The sequence below is a fragment of the Pseudomonas sp. AKS31 genome, assembly GCF_023634765.1.
GTDB lineage: Bacteria > Pseudomonadota > Gammaproteobacteria > Pseudomonadales > Pseudomonadaceae > Aquipseudomonas.
The window spans coordinates 603,076-618,168 of sequence record NZ_JAMLFX010000003.1 but is presented as its reverse complement, the minus strand read 5'-3'; the positions used below and the strand labels follow the sequence as shown (position 1 = coordinate 618,168).

Here is a 15,093-nt window from a genome sequence, read left to right as displayed (position 1 = left end):
CCTGCGGCAGCTCCTACATTGATCAGGGTAGGAGCTGCCGCAGGCTGCGATCTTTTAAATATCAATGATCGCGAAACTGTTTATGGCAAGCGCTGCAGGCATCTTCAACTTTCTGCACCGCAGGCCCGAGATTGCTGGCCTTGTAAGGCTGAACCTGACTGGCGACTACCAATTCACCGGTGGCGGCTTCAAGGTTGCGGGCCATTTCCTGAAAACGCGCCTGCTGTTTCCAGACATCGTCTTTGGCGCTGGTGTGATCCTCTTCGCGAACCTGCGGAAAATGTTTCCACGGTTCATGGGACAAGGCATCAAGTTTGATCGCGCCGTCGGCGAACTTCGGCCCGTCGAACGGAATACGCCCACGCAACATGCCACCCAGGTCTTCGCCGGTCTTGAGCATTTGCTTGAAGATGGCCTTGCGCTGGCCCAACGGAGAATTCGGGTCGACACCGCCACAGGCGGACAAGGTCAGACAGGCCAGCAATACAACAGCAATGCGTTTAAGAGTCATGGTGGCTTCAGGTCACGGAATTCGGCGGCCAGTATCCTCGCGTCACCGGCAAACACCAATAGCCCTATTAAAAATACGGGTTGTTCGAGCGCATGGAGCACTCAGGCAACCGGCACAGGAATTACTCCATGAACAGCCCTTTCAAGGCCTGGCGTCACCCGTTGATTGCAACCCTGCCTCTAGTGGCGATTCTCGCTGGGTGCACGGGTGGTGACAGCGCCAAACCGAAAACCCATGCACTGGCCACTTATTCCAGCGCCACCTGGGAAGCATTGCCGGCTGTGTCCGACAGCGATCTGGTCGCCGGCTTCGGCTCGTGGCGCAGCGCCTGCACACGGCTAAAGGCTGATCCGGTCTGGGGCACGACCTGCGCAGCAGCGGCCAATGTGCCGCAGAGTGCCAGCGAGATTCGCGCCTTCCTCAAGCAGAACCTCGACGTGTTTGGCCTGCGCGCTGAAAACGACAACCCCAACGGCTTGATCACCGGCTACTACGAACCGGTCTACCCTGGCAGCCTGACGCCTACCGAAGTGGCGAACGTGCCGGTGTATGGCGTGCCGGAAGACATGATCATCGTTTCGCTGGACAGCATTTACCCGGAGCTGAAAGGCAAACGCCTGCGCGGTCGCCTTGAAGGTCGCGTACTCAAACCTTACGACGATGCTGCCACCATTGAAGCCAAAGGCGTGAAAGCCCCTGTGGTGGCCTACCTGACCGACCCGATGAACCTGCAGTTTCTGCAGATCCAGGGTTCCGGGCGAATTCAGACCGAGGACGGCAAACAGCTGCGCATCGCCTACGCCGACCAGAACGGCCATCCGTATCGACCTATCGGCCGCTGGCTGGTCGAGCAAGGCGAGCTGAAGAAAGAAGACGTGACCATGAGCGCGATCAGCAACTGGGCCAAGGCCAATCCATCACGCATCCCGGAGCTGCTGGGCAGCAACCCGAGCTATGTGTTCTTCACCCGCAACCCCGACAGCAATGAAGGCCCCCGTGGTTCGCTGAACGTGCCGTTGACTGCCGGTTATAGCGCGGCGGTGGATCGCAAGGTGATTCCGTTGGGCAGCCTGTTGTGGCTGTCGACGACAAAACCGGATGGCACGGCACTGGTGCGCCCGGTGGCGGCGCAAGATACCGGCGGCGCGATTGCCGGCGAAGTGCGGGCGGATCTGTTCTGGGGCACCGGTGATGCGGCCGGGCAACTGGCCGGGGACATGAAACAGCAGGGACAGATCTGGATGCTCTGGCCCAAAGGCGCGGCATTGCCACAAGTGCCGCAGGTGGCTGATACAGAGAAGAAGTAACCCTTAGGATCTTTGTCGTCTGAACGATGGCTTTCGCGAGCAGGCTCGCTCCCACAGTTGGAATGCATATCCATGTGAGAGCGAGCCTGCTCGCGAATAGGCCATCGGCAACACCCAATAATCAGACCGATACAAAGAAGAACGAAGCAATCAACCCCATCCCCACAAACCACACCAGCGACCGCAGGATCGCCCAATCCGCCAGGTAGCAAATGATGTACAGCAGGCGACTGGTGATAAACAGCACCGCCAGCACATTGACCGTCACCAACTGCGCCGTCCCGACCAGATGCGCGACGATCACCGCCGCGGCAAACGTCGGCATCACTTCAAAGCTGTTCAGTTGCGCCGCGTGCGCCCGCCGGGCCACACCACCCACACTGTCGAGAAAATCCCGCGGATCATGATTATCCTGCAGCCTGAAACCGCCCGAGGCCTTGGCCACAATCGTGCACACATACGGCAGAAAAATCGCGATCAACACACACCACAGAGCCACCGTCATAACGCCGTCCTTTTTCGAGTCATAGAATTCGCGAGCGGTCAGAACTTCATCACCAGCATGCCGATCAGCACCAGCCCACAGGCTAAGAGCCGCGGGCGGCCGAAAGGTTCTTTCAAGTAGCGCATGCCAAACAGCACCACCAGAATCACGCTGATTTCACGCAACGCCGCCGCTTCTGCAATCGAGCCCAACTGCATCGCCCACAGCACCAGAGCGTAGCTGAACAACACGCAGAACCCCACGGCCAGCCCCAGCTTCCATTGCTCGCGCCAGAACTGCATGAACGCCGGACGCTTGGCGACCCACGCCAGCAACGGAAACGGCCAGGCGCTGAGCAGCGTGACCCAGACCAGATAATCGAGCGGGTGCGACCAGCGTCGCAACGCCTGGCCATCGATGTAGGTGTAGCAGCCGATGCACAAGCCAATCAGCGCCACCACCGGCAGCATCGACCACGGCAAGTGCTTGCCACCGCCACCCTGCCAAAGCAGGCAAGCCATGCCGAACGGAATCAGCATGATCCCGAAAATCTGCTGCGAGGTGAGCACTTCTCCGGCGAAGATCAACGTCAGCGCCAGCACCACCAATGGCGACAGTCCGCGCATCAGTGGATAGACCAAGCCGAGATCGCCGACGCGGTAAGCCTGAATCAGCAGATAGCGATAAAGCAGTTCGAACGCTGCCGAGGCGAGAATCCATGGCCAGATTTCCATCGGCGGCCAATTCACAAACGGCAATGCGATGGCGACAAACAACAGCGCCACCGTATCCATGCACGCAACGACCAGCAGCCGCTCGGCACTGAACTTGATCAGGGTATTCCACGCCGCATGCAACAGCGCCGCCACCAACACCAGAGCTGTCGCCAGCACGTTCCACTCCTTATTGTTGTAATCCGCGAAAACCCGAAAAACCGAATAGTCAGATTATTGATTCGCGATGTGTCAGCAGCTGTTTATACTGCAAGCGACCACGCCGCACTCAGTTGCGCACAGAAAAAAACCAATAATTCCCGCCTGCACCGCCCTCCATCGAGATCGGTCGTCGGCCTGCGTATGCCTGATCAAAGCGTCAAGACTACCGACAGAGACCTTGCGCATGCCACTCGCCTTGCTTGCACTTGCTGTTGCCGCATTCGGCATCGGCACCACCGAATTCGTCATCATGGGCCTGCTGCCCGATGTCGCCCGCGATCTTTCTGTGAGCATTCCCCACGCGGGCCTGCTGATCACCGGTTACGCCCTGGGCGTGGTGTTCGGTGCGCCGATCCTGGCGATCGGCACCGCGAACATGCCGCGTAAAGCGACGCTGCTGGGCATGACGCTGATGTTCATCCTCGGCAACGTACTTTGTGCACTGGCGCCAAACTACGCGACGCTGATGGCCGCTCGTGTGGTCACGGCGCTGTGCCACGGCGCGTTCTTCGGCATTGGCTCGGTGGTTGCCGCCGGGCTGGTTGCGCCGAACAAGCGCGCGCAGGCGATTGCGATGATGTTCACTGGCCTGACCCTGGCCAACGTTCTCGGCGTGCCGCTGGGCACGGCGCTCGGGCAGTACGCCGGTTGGCGCTCGACGTTCTGGGCGGTCTCGGTGATTGGTGTGATTGCCGCCTTGGCGCAGTGGCTGTGGCTGCCAAAACACATCCCGATGGACAAGGCCAACCTCGCCAGCGAGTTCAAAGTGTTGGGCAAGGTCAACGTGTTGCTGGCACTGGGCATGAGTGTGCTGGCGTCGACCAGCCTGTTCAGTGTGTTCACCTACATTGCGCCGATTCTGCAGGACATCACCGGCGTCAGCCCGCACGGCGTGACGGTGATGTTGCTGTTGTTCGGCGTCGGCCTGACCGGTGGCAGCATGCTCGGCGGGCGCCTGGCCGATAGCCGCTTGCTGCCTTCGTTGGTCGGCGTGGCTCTGGCGGTGGTGGTGATTCTGGCGGCGTTCAGTCAGACCAGCCGCTCGGTGGTACCGGCGGCGATCACGCTGGTGCTGTGGGGGATTTTTGCTTTTGCGCTGTGCCCGATCCTGCAACTGCTGATCATCGATCAGGCGCATGAAGCGCCGAACCTTGGCTCGACGTTGAACCAGAGTGCTTTCAACCTCGGTAACGCGGCGGGTGCGTGGATCGGTGGGCTGGTGGTGGCCAGTGGCGCGGATCTGGCGGACTTGCCGTGGACCGGTGCGCTGGTCGGTGTATTGACGGTGCTGACGGCGCTGTTTTTCATCTATCTGCAACGTCGCGGTGCTGCTGCGGTCAATGTGTCCGGCTAATCGGGTTTAGCCTGCAAGAGCCCTCACCCTAGCCCTCTCCCAGTGGGAGAGGGGACTGACCGTGTTGAGTGTTCGAGTTACATCGACCTGAAATTTCGAGCCGAACTCAGGCCCTGAAAGACTTGAAGATCTGCTCCCTTTCCCCCTCTCCCTAAGGGAGAGGGCTGGGGTGAGGGGGCTCTTGATCTCATCACACCATCAACTGTGTCCCGATCCTGACTCAACCCATCCAACCCCTGCACCAACGATTCGGTGCGCTATCTTTCCACCCTCATCCAAAGGACCCCGGATGCTTGAACTTGTCGCCGCTTTCATCTGCCTCACCACCCTCCTGACTTTCGTCAACTTCCGCTTCATCGGCCTGCCACCGACCATCGGCGTGATGGTTACCGCTCTGCTGTTCTCGCTGATTCTGCAAGGTCTGAGCGTGCTCGGCTACCCCGGGCTCGAAGAACGCGTACAGCAACTGATCGGCCAGATCGACTTCGGCGATCTGCTGATGAACTGGATGCTCTCATTCCTGCTGTTCGCCGGCGCCCTGCACGTCAACCTGAATGACCTGCGCAGCTATCGCTGGCCCATCGGCCTGCTGGCGACCTTCGGTGTGTTGATTGCCACCACGGTGATCGGCAGCCTCGCCTATTACATTTTTGCCCTGTTCGGCTGGCACGTGAGCTTCCTTTACTGCCTGCTGTTCGGCGCGCTGATTTCGCCGACCGACCCGATCGCCGTGCTCGGTGTGTTGCGTACGGCCAATGCTTCGAAGCCGCTGAAAACCACCATCGTCGGCGAATCGCTGTTCAACGACGGTACGGCCGTAGTGGTGTTCACCGTATTGCTGGGCATCGCCCAACTCGGCGAAACCCCGACCGTCAGCGCTACCGCAATGCTGTTCGTTCACGAAGCGATTGGCGGTGTGCTGTTTGGCGGGCTGATCGGTTATCTGGTCTATCGGATGATCAAGAGCGTCGAGCAGCACCAGATCACCGTGATGCTGACCCTGGCGCTGGTCATCGGTGGCTCGGCCATGGCCACCGAGATTCATGTTTCCGCGCCGATCGCGATGGTGGTCGCCGGTCTGATCATCGGCAACGTCGGGCGTAATCTGGCGATGAATGACATGACCCGCCGCTATCTCGACGGCTTCTGGGAATTGCTCGATGACATGCTTAACGCGCTGCTGTTCGCGCTGATCGGCATGGAGCTGTTGCTGCTGCCCTTCAACTGGCTGCACATGGCTGCGGCAGGTTTGCTGGCAGTGGCGATTCTGCTCTCGCGCCTGCTTACCGTGGCGCCGGCCATTGTCCTGCTGCGACGTTGGCGGACGGTGCCGGCCGGCACCATCCGGATTCTGACCTGGGGCGGTTTGCGCGGCGGTGTCTCAGTAGCACTCGCGCTGGCCCTGCCGTTGGGCCAGGAGCGTGATCTGCTGCTGAGCATCACTTACATTGTGGTGCTGTCGTCGATCCTGTTGCAGGGACTGAGCATCGGCAAACTGGTCAAGTTCGCGACTCGCAATGAGCCCGCAACCATCAACGAAGCCGCTCACCACTGATCATTTTTTGATCTTCTGCGGGTCAGGTTTCTCGGCCTGATCCGCAGGCTCCTTCGGCGCACCGCTTTCGCTGCGGATCTGCGCATGGCTGATCAGCGCAAAGATAAAGCTGCCGCCAATGATATTCCCCGCCAGCGTGGGACCTGCGAAGACCATCCAGAAGTCACTCCACGGCAGCTCGCCGGCAAACACCAGATACGACACCTCCGCCGACCCCACCACGATGTGGGTAAAGTCGCCGAGCGTCATCAGATAAGTGATGAGGATGATGATCCACATCTTCGCGCTCTCCATGGACGGGATCATCCAGACCATGGTGGCAATCATCCAGCCGGAAACGATGCCTTTGGCGAACATCTGACTGGCATGGTTTTCCATGACCTTGCGGCCGATTTCGAGGAAGGCATGGTCAGTCTTGGTGTCGAAGATCGGCAGTTCAAGCATCACGTACGCCACCAGAATCGTGCCGCACAGGTTACCGAACAGCACCACACCCCAGAGCCGGATCAGCCGGCCGAAGTTTTTCAAGGTCGGCTTGGTCATGACCGGCAGTACGGCGGTCAGGGTGTTTTCGGTGAACAGTTGCTGGCGGGCGAGGATCACTGCGAGAAAACCTGCGCAGTAACCGAAACTGGCGATCACCTTGAATTCGTCGCCGTCGGGCAACCGCGAAGTGAGCAGCCCCATACCCATCAGTGACAGGCCCATGGTCAGGCCGGCGGCAAGTGCCGACCACCACAGCGCGGCGATGCTGCGCTCCAGTTCCTGATCGCCTTGGGTACGGATGATTTCATGCAGAACGGCCGCGCGGGGCGGCTGGTTTTTCTCGACTTCGTGTTGCTCATCAGCCGAGAGGTCAGGGGTCTTGCCGTCGGTGGGAGTGGTCATGGCGTGGGAACCGGTGGGGGGTGTCGTTTACCTACGACATTCGCACCATGAAATACGTTCTGTAGGCGCCGAGCAAATCTTTGGGCGTACGCGGAAAATGTAGGAGCTGCCGAAGGCTGCTCCTACAGGGTCAGCGTTATGCTTGCGAAGTTAGCGCCGCCGATCTCAATCAGCGATCGCCGCGTTGTCCTGAAACTGGTCTTTGACGTACTTGATCTCGGTCCGTCCGTGCGGTGCCGGCAGGCCGTCTTCACCCAAATTGACGAACACCATTTTCTCGACGGTGAGAATGCTCTTGCGGGTGATCTTGTTGCGCACTTCGCAAGTCAGGGTGATCGAGGTGCGGCCGAATTCGGTGGCGGTGATGCCCAGTTCGATGATGTCGCCCTGGCGCGAGGCACTGACGAAGTTGATTTCGGAAATGTACTTGGTCACCACGCGCTGATTGCCCAACTGGACGATCGCGTAAATCGCGGCTTCCTCGTCGATCCAGCGCAGCAGGCTGCCACCGAACAGGGTGCCGTTGGGGTTGAGGTCTTCGGGTTTTACCCATTTGCGGGTGTGGAAATTCATCTTCACTCCTGAGTGTCTTGCCGAACGATGGACGGTATCTTGGCAGACTGAGCGGTCAGGCTCCATGCGGCTTCGACTATGGTCGTCATTAACGATCTTCATCTGGCCGACAGAAACCCTTTGGAAGATCAGTCTAGACGGCTATAATCGCACCCGTTTCAAAACGGTCATCTTCAATTGATACCGTTTTCCCGCCACCTGTCCGAGGGGCGCTGCAGCAGGTTCAACCTGTCAGGCTCGGATGGGGCGTTGACTGGCTCAGGCCAGACACTAAACGCACAACGGCGCCCATTCGCATACATTACGAATGGAGGCTCTTCATGAGCGCTGTTATCACGCCTGCAGATTTTAACGATTACAAAGTTGCCGACATGTCCCTGGCTGCCTGGGGCCGTCGCGAAACCATCATCGCCGAATCGGAAATGCCGGCTCTGATGGGTCTGCGTCGCAAGTACTCCGGCGAACAGCCGTTGAAAGGCGCCAAGATCCTCGGCTGCATCCACATGACCATTCAGACCGCCGTGCTGATCGAAACCCTGGTTGCCCTGGGTGCCGAAGTACGTTGGTCGTCCTGCAACATTTTCTCCACTCAGGATCAGGCTGCTGCCGCTATCGCTGCTGCCGGCATCCCGGTTTTCGCCTGGAAAGGCGAAACTGAAGAAGAGTACGAGTGGTGCCTGGAGCAGACCATCCTGAAGGATGGCCAGCCATGGGACGCCAACATGATCCTCGACGACGGCGGCGACCTGACCGAACTGCTGCACAAGAAATACCCGGCCGTTCTGGACCGCGTTCACGGCGTGACCGAAGAAACCACCACCGGCGTACACCGTCTGCTGGACATGCTGGCCAAGGGCGAGCTGAAAATCCCGGCCATCAACGTCAACGACTCGGTGACCAAGTCCAAGAACGACAACAAGTACGGCTGCCGTCACAGCCTGAACGACGCGATCAAGCGTGGTACCGACCACCTGCTGTCCGGCAAGCAAGCGCTGGTCATCGGTTACGGTGACGTGGGCAAGGGCTCCGCTCAGTCCCTGCGTCAGGAAGGCATGATCGTTAAAGTCTCCGAAGTTGACCCGATCTGCGCCATGCAGGCGTGCATGGACGGTTTCGAACTGGTTTCGCCGTTCATCGATGGTATCAACGACGGTTCCGAAGCGAGCATCGACAAAGCGCTGCTGGGCAAGATCGACCTGATCGTGACCACCACCGGTAACGTCAATGTTTGCGACGCGAACATGCTCAAAGCCCTGAAGAAGCGCGCCGTTGTCTGCAACATCGGTCACTTCGACAACGAAATCGACACCGCTTTCATGCGCAAGAACTGGGCATGGGAAGAAGTGAAGCCACAGGTACACAAGATCCACCGTACCGGCCCGGGCGCTTTCGACGCACAGAACGACGACTACCTGATCCTGCTGGCCGAAGGCCGTCTGGTGAACCTGGGCAACGCCACGGGTCACCCAAGCCGCATCATGGACGGTTCGTTCGCCAACCAGGTTCTGGCACAGATCTTCCTGTTCGGCCAGAAGTACGCCGACCTGTCGCCAGCCCAGAAAGCCGAGCGCCTGACCGTTGAAGTACTGCCGAAGAAACTCGACGAAGAAGTGGCCCTGGAAATGGTTCGCGGCTTCGGCGGCGTGGTCACCCAACTGACCAAGCAACAGGCTGACTACATCGGCGTCACCGTCGAAGGCCCGTTCAAGCCGCACGCTTACCGCTACTGATTGGCTGAGCGTCGACGCGGTGTGCCTGGCGCACCGCGTTGCCTGACTGGCGCTGCTGACCGCTCTGTGTAGGAGCTGCCGCAGGCTGCGATCTTTTGATCTGCAAAGATCGCAGCCTGCGGCAGCTGCTACAGGGTGCAGCGTCCGGCTTACGTGTTTCCAAGGGTATGACCATGTCCCAAGACCGTCGCTACAGCTTCGAGTTCTTCCCGACCAAGACCGATGCTGGGCATGAAAAGCTGCTCAACGTTGCCCGTCAGTTGGCAACGTACAATCCCGATTTCTTCTCCTGCACCTATGGCGCTGGTGGTTCGACCCGTGATCGCACCCTCAACACCGTTCTGCAACTGGAAAGCGAAGTCAAAGTACCGGCCGCACCGCATCTGTCGTGCGTCGGCGACAGCAAGGACGACCTGCGCGGCCTGCTGAACGAGTACAAGGCGGCCGGCATCAAGCGCATCGTTGCCCTGCGTGGCGACCTGCCGTCCGGCATGGGCATGACCAGCGGTGAGCTGCGTCACGCCAATGAACTGGTGGAATTCATTCGTGAAGAAACCGGCGATCATTTCCACATCGAAGTCGCTGCGTACCCGGAGATGCATCCGCAAGCACGCAACTACGAAGACGATCTCGCCAACTTCGTCCGCAAGGCCCGCGCCGGCGCCGACAGCGCCATCACCCAGTACTTCTTCAACGCCGACAGCTACTTCTATTTTGTCGAGCGTTTGCAGGCGCAGGGTGTCGATCTGCCGATCGTGCCGGGGATCATGCCGATCACCAACTACAGCAAACTCGCGCGCTTCTCCGATGCCTGTGGTGCGGAAATCCCGCGCTGGATCCGCAAGCAGCTGGAAGCCTACGGCGATGACACCCAGAGCATTCAGCGCTTTGGTGAACAGGTTGTCAGCGAGATGTGCGAACGCCTGCTGCAAGGCGGCGCACCAGGTCTGCATTTCTATTCCATGAACCAGGCTGAACCTAGCCTGGCGATCTGGAATAACCTGAAGTTGCCTCGTTGAAGCAGCGGCAAGCTTCAAGCTGAAAGCAACAAGCAAGATCAAAAGATCGCAGCCTTCGGCAGCTCCTACATAGGATTTAATTACACCTGTAGGAGCTGCCGAAGGCTGCGATCTTTTGCTTTTAAATCCCCGAATTAGAGCTTGTGCAGGCACTTTCTGGCTCTTTCGCGTTTCTCGTCGTAATCTCAAGCCATGCCTTTGATCACGCAGTTATTCGCCGTGCTGGTTTTTGCTTGCCTGAGCTTCGCCGCTCGAGGCGAGAAGTTGCGTATTGTCACCGAGCCGTGGGCGCCTTACGTCTACGAAGAGAACGGTAAAAACCTCGGACTGGATTACGAAACCACGGCCATTGTCTTCAAACGTCTGGGTATCGAAGTCGAATGGCAGTTCCTGCCGTGGAAGCGCTGCCTGTCGATGCTTGAGACCGGTCAGGCCGATGGTGCACTGGATATCTTTCACAGTGATGAACGCGACGCCACCCTGCTTTACCCGAGCGAACCACTGTCGGACGTCGAGTTCGTGATGTTCTACGCCAACGACCGGCCGCACCCGTTCAGCACACTCGAAGAACTCAAAGGCCTGACCATTGGCACCTCGCCGGGCTATCTCTACAGCCCCGATTTCAGCGAATCAACACTGTTTACCCGTGAACCAGCCCCGACCCACGAAGCCAACTTCGGCAAACTGGTGCGCGGTCGCATCGACTTGCTGATCACCGATCGCCGCGTCGGTCAGCATTTGCTCGATGAGCTGAATATTCGCGATCAAATCACCGAAAACCCGACGGTTATTAGCCGTCAGAGCCAGTTTCTCGCGGTTCGGCGCAATGCCGGCATGGATTTGCTGGTGCAGCGTTTCGGTGCCGAGCTCAAGCGATTCAAGCGCGAACCCGCTTACGCCGAGCTGAGCGCACGCTACGGCGCCGCCCCCGCCAGCAGCCCATCAATGAATTCAGCCACGGCCAGCGGCAAAACCGTTGAGCAGCAGGAAAGCAGCGCGCAGTGATTGCTCTGTTATACTCCGGCGTTCCCGCCAGGCTCACGCCCGGACGCCCGGAACCGTAACAGGCCTCTCGCCCCGCTACAGCGCAGCTTTGCAGCCCGCGCGAGCGCTCCAGACGTGCCTTCGGAACCGCAGCAGGACCGGACGGGATTGCGTCCTCTTAAACGCCATTCGCGCCAGGCAAGACTCCCATTGGGCCAAGCCCTAACTAAAACAGGATTACTCATGTCCTTTGCTTCCCTCGGTCTCTCCGAGGCTTTAGTCCGCGCCATCGAAGATGCGGGCTATACCGAGCCTACTCCGGTGCAACAGCGGGCCATTCCCGCCGTGTTGCAAGGTCGCGACCTGATGGTTGCGGCACAGACAGGTACCGGTAAAACCGGCGGTTTCGCCCTTCCGATCCTGGAGCGGTTGTTCCCCAACGGTCACCCGGACAAATCCCAGCGTCATGGCCCGCGCCAACCGCGCGTACTGGTCCTGACCCCGACCCGCGAACTCGCGGCCCAGGTTCACGAGAGCTTCAAGATCTACGCCCGTGACCTGAAATTCGTCAGCGCCTGCATCTTCGGCGGCGTCGGCATGAACCCACAGGTTCAGGCCATGTCCCGTGGTGTCGACGTGCTCGTTGCCTGCCCGGGTCGTTTGCTCGACCTCTGCGGCCAGGGCAGTGTTGATCTGTCCCACGTTGAAATCCTCGTCCTCGACGAAGCCGACCGCATGCTCGACATGGGCTTCGTGCACGACGTGAAGAAAGTCCTCGCGCGTCTGCCGTCCAAGCGTCAGAACCTGCTGTTCTCGGCGACGTTCTCCAAGGACATCACCGACCTTGCCGGCAAGCTGCTGCACAACCCGGAACGCATCGAAGTGACGCCGCCGAACACCACGGTCGAGCGCATCGAACAACGCGTGTTCCGTCTGCCGGCCAGCCACAAGCGTGCGCTGCTGGCGCACCTGATCACCGCCGGCGCGTGGGAACAGGTACTGGTCTTCACCCGCACCAAGCACGGCGCCAACCGTCTGGCCGAGTACCTGGACAAGCATGGCCTGCCGGCTGTGGCGATCCACGGTAACAAGAGCCAGAACGCGCGCACCAAAGCGCTGGCCGACTTCAAGGCCGGCGAAGTGCGCATTCTGGTCGCGACCGACATCGCCGCACGCGGTCTGGACATCGATCAGTTGCCACACGTGGTCAACTTCGAACTGCCGAACGTCGATGAAGACTACGTGCACCGTATCGGCCGTACGGGCCGTGCCGGTCGTTCGGGCGAGGCGATTTCGCTGGTTGCGCCGGACGAAGAAAAACTGCTGAAAAGCATCGAACGCATGACCAAGCAGAAAATCGCCGACGGCGACCTGATGGGCTTCGATTCGAGCACCATTGAAGCCGAAAAGCCGGAAGCGCGTGAGCGTCCGGACATGCGCAACCCGCGCAACTCCCGTGGCCCGCGCGGCGACGGCCCGAATGGCGGCGGCGGTGGCGGCGGTCGTAAAGACAAAGGCAAAGACAAGGGCAAGGAAAAACCGGCCGGTGAACGTGGCGAGCGCCCTGCCCGCCAGCAGAAGCCGCGCGAAGGTACGCCGAGCCGCGAACAGCGTCCGAGCCAACCGCCACGTGCAGCGGCTGATCGCGCACCGGACGAGTTCCTCGACGACGATATCGATAACTTCGGCAACCGCGTTGACTACGTGCCGAAAGCCGCTCCAGCCGGCGGTCGTGGTCGTCGTCCAGGCGCACCGGCGCAAGGTGCAGGCTCCGGCGCACCACGCGGCGGTCAGTCGCAAGGTCGTCAGAACGGCCCGCGCAACAGCAACGGCTCGAGCACCGGCACTCCGCCAGCCAAACGCAGCGGCCCGCGCAATGGCGCACCGCGTGATGGCCAAGGTCGTCGTGACGAGTCTTCGTCGCGCAACCGCCGTCCGGCCCGTGACGATCAGCCACGCAGCGAACCAGCCGTGCAGAACCCGCGCAGCAACGGTCCGAAGATCATGCACAAGGAATCGAAAGCCGACCGCTTCCCGACGCCTGAGCAGCTCGATCAACTGCCAAGCCGCCCGCGAGGCGAGAAACCAGCCCTGCTGACCCGCAATCGCTGAGTTAACGCCGCCTTACAAGATGCCCCGCTTCGCAAGAGCCGGGGCATTTTTTATGGACGACCCAAACCCGCTTTCTGTAGGAGCTGCCGAAGGCTGCGATCTTTTGATCTTAGAAAAGCCAACATCAAAAGATCGCAGCCTTCGGCAGCTCCTACAGGGGATCAGGGTTGTGACGGGCAATAAAAAACGCCCCCAGCCTTTCGACCGGGGGCGTTTTTATGTGGCAGAGCGAAAGTTATTTAACTTTCACGCCTTCCAGCGAGATGTCCAGATCTGCGGTTTGCGAGGTAGGACCTGGGCCCTTGATCCCGAAATCGTTCAGGTTGAGGGTGGTTTTGGCATTGAAGCCAGCGCGCTCGCCGCCCCATGGATCCTTGCCTTCGCCGTTGAACGTAGCCTTGAAGGTCACAGGCTTGGTCACACCGTGCAGGGTCAGGTCGCCAGTCACATCAGCAGTCTTTTCACCGGTCGATTTAACGGCGGTGGAGACGAACTTGGCATCAGCAAACTTGCCAACGTCCAGGAAGTCTTTGCTGGCGATGTGCTTGTCACGTTCAGCGTGGTTCGACCACAGGCTGGCGGTTTTCACATCAACCGAGATCTTGCTGGCTTCAGGCTTGGCCGAATCCCACGAGAACGTACCGTCGAAGTCTTTGAAAGTACCGTGAATGAAGCTGTAACCCAGGTGGCTGATTTTCCAGTCAACGAAGGCGTGCTGGCCTTCCTTGTCGATTTTGTAGTCCGCAGCCATGGCCTGACCAGCCGAGAGCAGTGCAGAACCGATTGCCAGAGCGGCCAGAGTCTTTTTCAACATGCTTTCTTTTCCTTTGAGTCGAGGTTGAATTTCAGGCTTTGCGACCGAGCATTCGCGTCAGGGTCGCATCACGATCGATAAAGTGGTGCTTCAATGCTGCCAACGCATGGAGACCGGAAAAAATTACCAGTGCCCACGCCAGCCAGAGATGAATCACCCCAGCGGTATCTGCCTGATCCGGTAGCCCGGAGACCAGTGCAGGAACTTCAAACAGGCCAAACACCGGGATCCCGACACCGTCTGCGGTGGAAATCAGGTAACCGGCAATCATCACAGCGAACAGCGCCAGATACAAAAACCCATGGCCGAACTTGGCGCCGATGCGGGTCATGCGGCTGTAGCTTTGCAGCGTCGGCGGCGGTGGGCTGATAAAGCGCCACAGCACCCGCAACACCATCACTCCCAGCAGCACCAGACCGATGCTCTTGTGCAGGTCCGGCGCGTCTTTGCGCCAAGTGCTGTAGTAATCCAGCCCGACCATCCACAGGCCCAGCGCGAACAATCCGAAGACCACCAGCGCTACGCCCCAGTGCATGAAAATGCTGACCCAACCAAAGCGCGAAGAAGAGTTACGTAGCTGCATTGCCCAAATCCTGTGAGAACTGCGAACCAAGACTAGCGAGTTATCTATCGAATTAAAGCGGAAAATTTTGCTTTGAAATATCGAGAAATACGATCAAGAGTCTGGAAGTGGCGTGTTAAGGAAAGATTAAAGGGAAAAGTCTGGCTGGATGTTAGGTGGAAGGTCCTGATGATGTGCCGCTTGAACAGGCCTCATCGCGGGCAAGCCCCACAGTGGTCGGTAGCGCTCACAAATTCTGCGTTCA

Annotated in this window: 14 protein-coding genes and 1 riboswitch; of the genes, 7 read left to right on the top strand and 7 right to left on the bottom strand. The window is 59.4% G+C overall.

Features of this window, described 5'->3' with window-relative positions:
- Positions 1-61 precede the first annotated feature (61 nt).
- Positions 62-511, bottom strand: a complete 450-nt coding sequence (locus M9827_RS13850; RefSeq protein WP_250605845.1) for a c-type cytochrome — start codon at positions 509-511, stop codon at positions 62-64.
- A 128-nt stretch (positions 512-639) separates the two neighbouring features.
- Here M9827_RS13850 and mltA point away from each other — a divergent pair, with 128 nt between their 5' ends.
- Positions 640-1,818, top strand: coding sequence for a murein transglycosylase A (mltA, locus tag M9827_RS13845; RefSeq protein WP_250605844.1), 1,179 nt, complete (start codon positions 640-642; stop codon positions 1,816-1,818).
- A gap of 121 nt (positions 1,819-1,939) precedes the next feature.
- On the opposite strand, the gene M9827_RS13840 is transcribed toward mltA, so the two are convergent.
- Together M9827_RS13840 and M9827_RS13835 are read right to left on the bottom strand one after the other, a co-directional pair.
- The gene (locus tag M9827_RS13840) at positions 1,940-2,323 is read right to left on the bottom strand and encodes an MAPEG family protein (protein ID WP_250605843.1); all 384 of its coding nucleotides are present in this window, start codon (positions 2,321-2,323) and stop codon (positions 1,940-1,942) included.
- Between the two features lie 38 nt (positions 2,324-2,361).
- Positions 2,362-3,195 carry an EamA family transporter gene (locus M9827_RS13835; protein ID WP_250605842.1) on the bottom strand — a complete coding sequence of 278 codons (834 nt, stop codon included), beginning with the start codon at positions 3,193-3,195 and terminating at the stop codon, positions 2,362-2,364.
- A 226-nt stretch (positions 3,196-3,421) separates the two neighbouring features.
- Here M9827_RS13835 and M9827_RS13830 point away from each other — a divergent pair, with 226 nt between their 5' ends.
- Together M9827_RS13830 and M9827_RS13825 are read left to right on the top strand one after the other, a co-directional pair.
- A complete protein-coding gene (locus M9827_RS13830; protein WP_250605841.1) occupies positions 3,422-4,591 on the top strand; it encodes an MFS transporter in 1,170 nt (389 codons plus the stop codon).
- 289 nt (positions 4,592-4,880) lie between these two features.
- Positions 4,881-6,146 (top strand): cation:proton antiporter, encoded by a 1,266-nt coding sequence (locus M9827_RS13825; protein WP_250605840.1) that lies wholly within the window; start codon positions 4,881-4,883, stop codon positions 6,144-6,146.
- Here M9827_RS13825 and M9827_RS13820 read toward each other — a convergent pair whose 3' ends face one another.
- Both M9827_RS13820 and M9827_RS13815 read right to left on the bottom strand, forming a co-directional pair.
- Positions 6,147-7,034: a formate/nitrite transporter family protein gene (locus tag M9827_RS13820; protein WP_250605839.1), complete on the bottom strand. Its 888-nt coding sequence runs from the start codon at positions 7,032-7,034 to the stop codon at positions 6,147-6,149.
- Positions 7,035-7,199: 165 nt separating this feature from the next.
- The gene (locus tag M9827_RS13815) at positions 7,200-7,607 is read right to left on the bottom strand and encodes an acyl-CoA thioesterase (RefSeq protein WP_123454248.1); all 408 of its coding nucleotides are present in this window, start codon (positions 7,605-7,607) and stop codon (positions 7,200-7,202) included.
- A 198-nt stretch (positions 7,608-7,805) separates the two neighbouring features.
- A riboswitch (S-adenosyl-L-homocysteine riboswitch) is annotated at positions 7,806-7,904 on the top strand.
- A 23-nt stretch (positions 7,905-7,927) separates the two neighbouring features.
- On the opposite strand from M9827_RS13815, the gene ahcY reads away from it, so the two are divergent.
- The 4 genes from ahcY (at position 7,928) to rhlE2 (ending at position 13,452) form a co-directional block, all read left to right on the top strand.
- Entirely contained in the window at positions 7,928-9,337 is a 1,410-nt protein-coding gene (gene ahcY / locus M9827_RS13810) for an adenosylhomocysteinase (RefSeq protein WP_250605838.1), read from the top strand.
- 173 nt (positions 9,338-9,510) lie between these two features.
- Complete coding sequence (gene metF, locus M9827_RS13805; RefSeq protein WP_250605837.1) at positions 9,511-10,356, top strand: methylenetetrahydrofolate reductase [NAD(P)H]; 846 nt, start codon at positions 9,511-9,513, stop codon at positions 10,354-10,356.
- A gap of 192 nt (positions 10,357-10,548) precedes the next feature.
- Positions 10,549-11,361, top strand: coding sequence for a substrate-binding periplasmic protein (locus M9827_RS13800; RefSeq protein WP_250605836.1), 813 nt, complete (start codon positions 10,549-10,551; stop codon positions 11,359-11,361).
- A 222-nt stretch (positions 11,362-11,583) separates the two neighbouring features.
- Positions 11,584-13,452 (top strand): RNA helicase RhlE2, encoded by a 1,869-nt coding sequence (gene rhlE2, locus M9827_RS13795; protein ID WP_250605835.1) that lies wholly within the window; start codon positions 11,584-11,586, stop codon positions 13,450-13,452.
- 235 nt (positions 13,453-13,687) lie between these two features.
- Here rhlE2 and M9827_RS13790 read toward each other — a convergent pair whose 3' ends face one another.
- Positions 13,688-14,266, bottom strand: coding sequence for a YceI family protein (locus M9827_RS13790; RefSeq protein WP_038358767.1), 579 nt, complete (start codon positions 14,264-14,266; stop codon positions 13,688-13,690).
- A gap of 31 nt (positions 14,267-14,297) precedes the next feature.
- Positions 14,298-14,849, bottom strand: coding sequence for a cytochrome b (locus tag M9827_RS13785; RefSeq protein ID WP_250605834.1), 552 nt, complete (start codon positions 14,847-14,849; stop codon positions 14,298-14,300).
- Between the last annotated feature and the right edge of the window lie 244 nt (positions 14,850-15,093).

Coding starts and splice junctions, on each gene's coding strand:
- ahcY (WP_250605838.1), top strand. CDS start 7,928: ATGAGCGCTGTTATCACGCCTGCAGATTTTAACGATTACAAAGTTGCC.
- M9827_RS13840 (WP_250605843.1), bottom strand. CDS start 2,323: ATGACGGTGGCTCTGTGGTGTGTGTTGATCGCGATTTTTCTGCCGTAT.
- M9827_RS13825 (WP_250605840.1), top strand. CDS start 4,881: ATGCTTGAACTTGTCGCCGCTTTCATCTGCCTCACCACCCTCCTGACT.
- mltA (WP_250605844.1), top strand. CDS start 640: ATGAACAGCCCTTTCAAGGCCTGGCGTCACCCGTTGATTGCAACCCTG.
- M9827_RS13785 (WP_250605834.1), bottom strand. CDS start 14,849: ATGCAGCTACGTAACTCTTCTTCGCGCTTTGGTTGGGTCAGCATTTTC.
- M9827_RS13850 (WP_250605845.1), bottom strand. CDS start 511: ATGACTCTTAAACGCATTGCTGTTGTATTGCTGGCCTGTCTGACCTTG.
- metF (WP_250605837.1), top strand. CDS start 9,511: ATGTCCCAAGACCGTCGCTACAGCTTCGAGTTCTTCCCGACCAAGACC.
- M9827_RS13790 (WP_038358767.1), bottom strand. CDS start 14,266: ATGTTGAAAAAGACTCTGGCCGCTCTGGCAATCGGTTCTGCACTGCTC.
- M9827_RS13800 (WP_250605836.1), top strand. CDS start 10,549: ATGCCTTTGATCACGCAGTTATTCGCCGTGCTGGTTTTTGCTTGCCTG.
- M9827_RS13815 (WP_123454248.1), bottom strand. CDS start 7,607: ATGAATTTCCACACCCGCAAATGGGTAAAACCCGAAGACCTCAACCCC.
- M9827_RS13830 (WP_250605841.1), top strand. CDS start 3,422: ATGCCACTCGCCTTGCTTGCACTTGCTGTTGCCGCATTCGGCATCGGC.
- M9827_RS13820 (WP_250605839.1), bottom strand. CDS start 7,034: ATGACCACTCCCACCGACGGCAAGACCCCTGACCTCTCGGCTGATGAG.
- rhlE2 (WP_250605835.1), top strand. CDS start 11,584: ATGTCCTTTGCTTCCCTCGGTCTCTCCGAGGCTTTAGTCCGCGCCATC.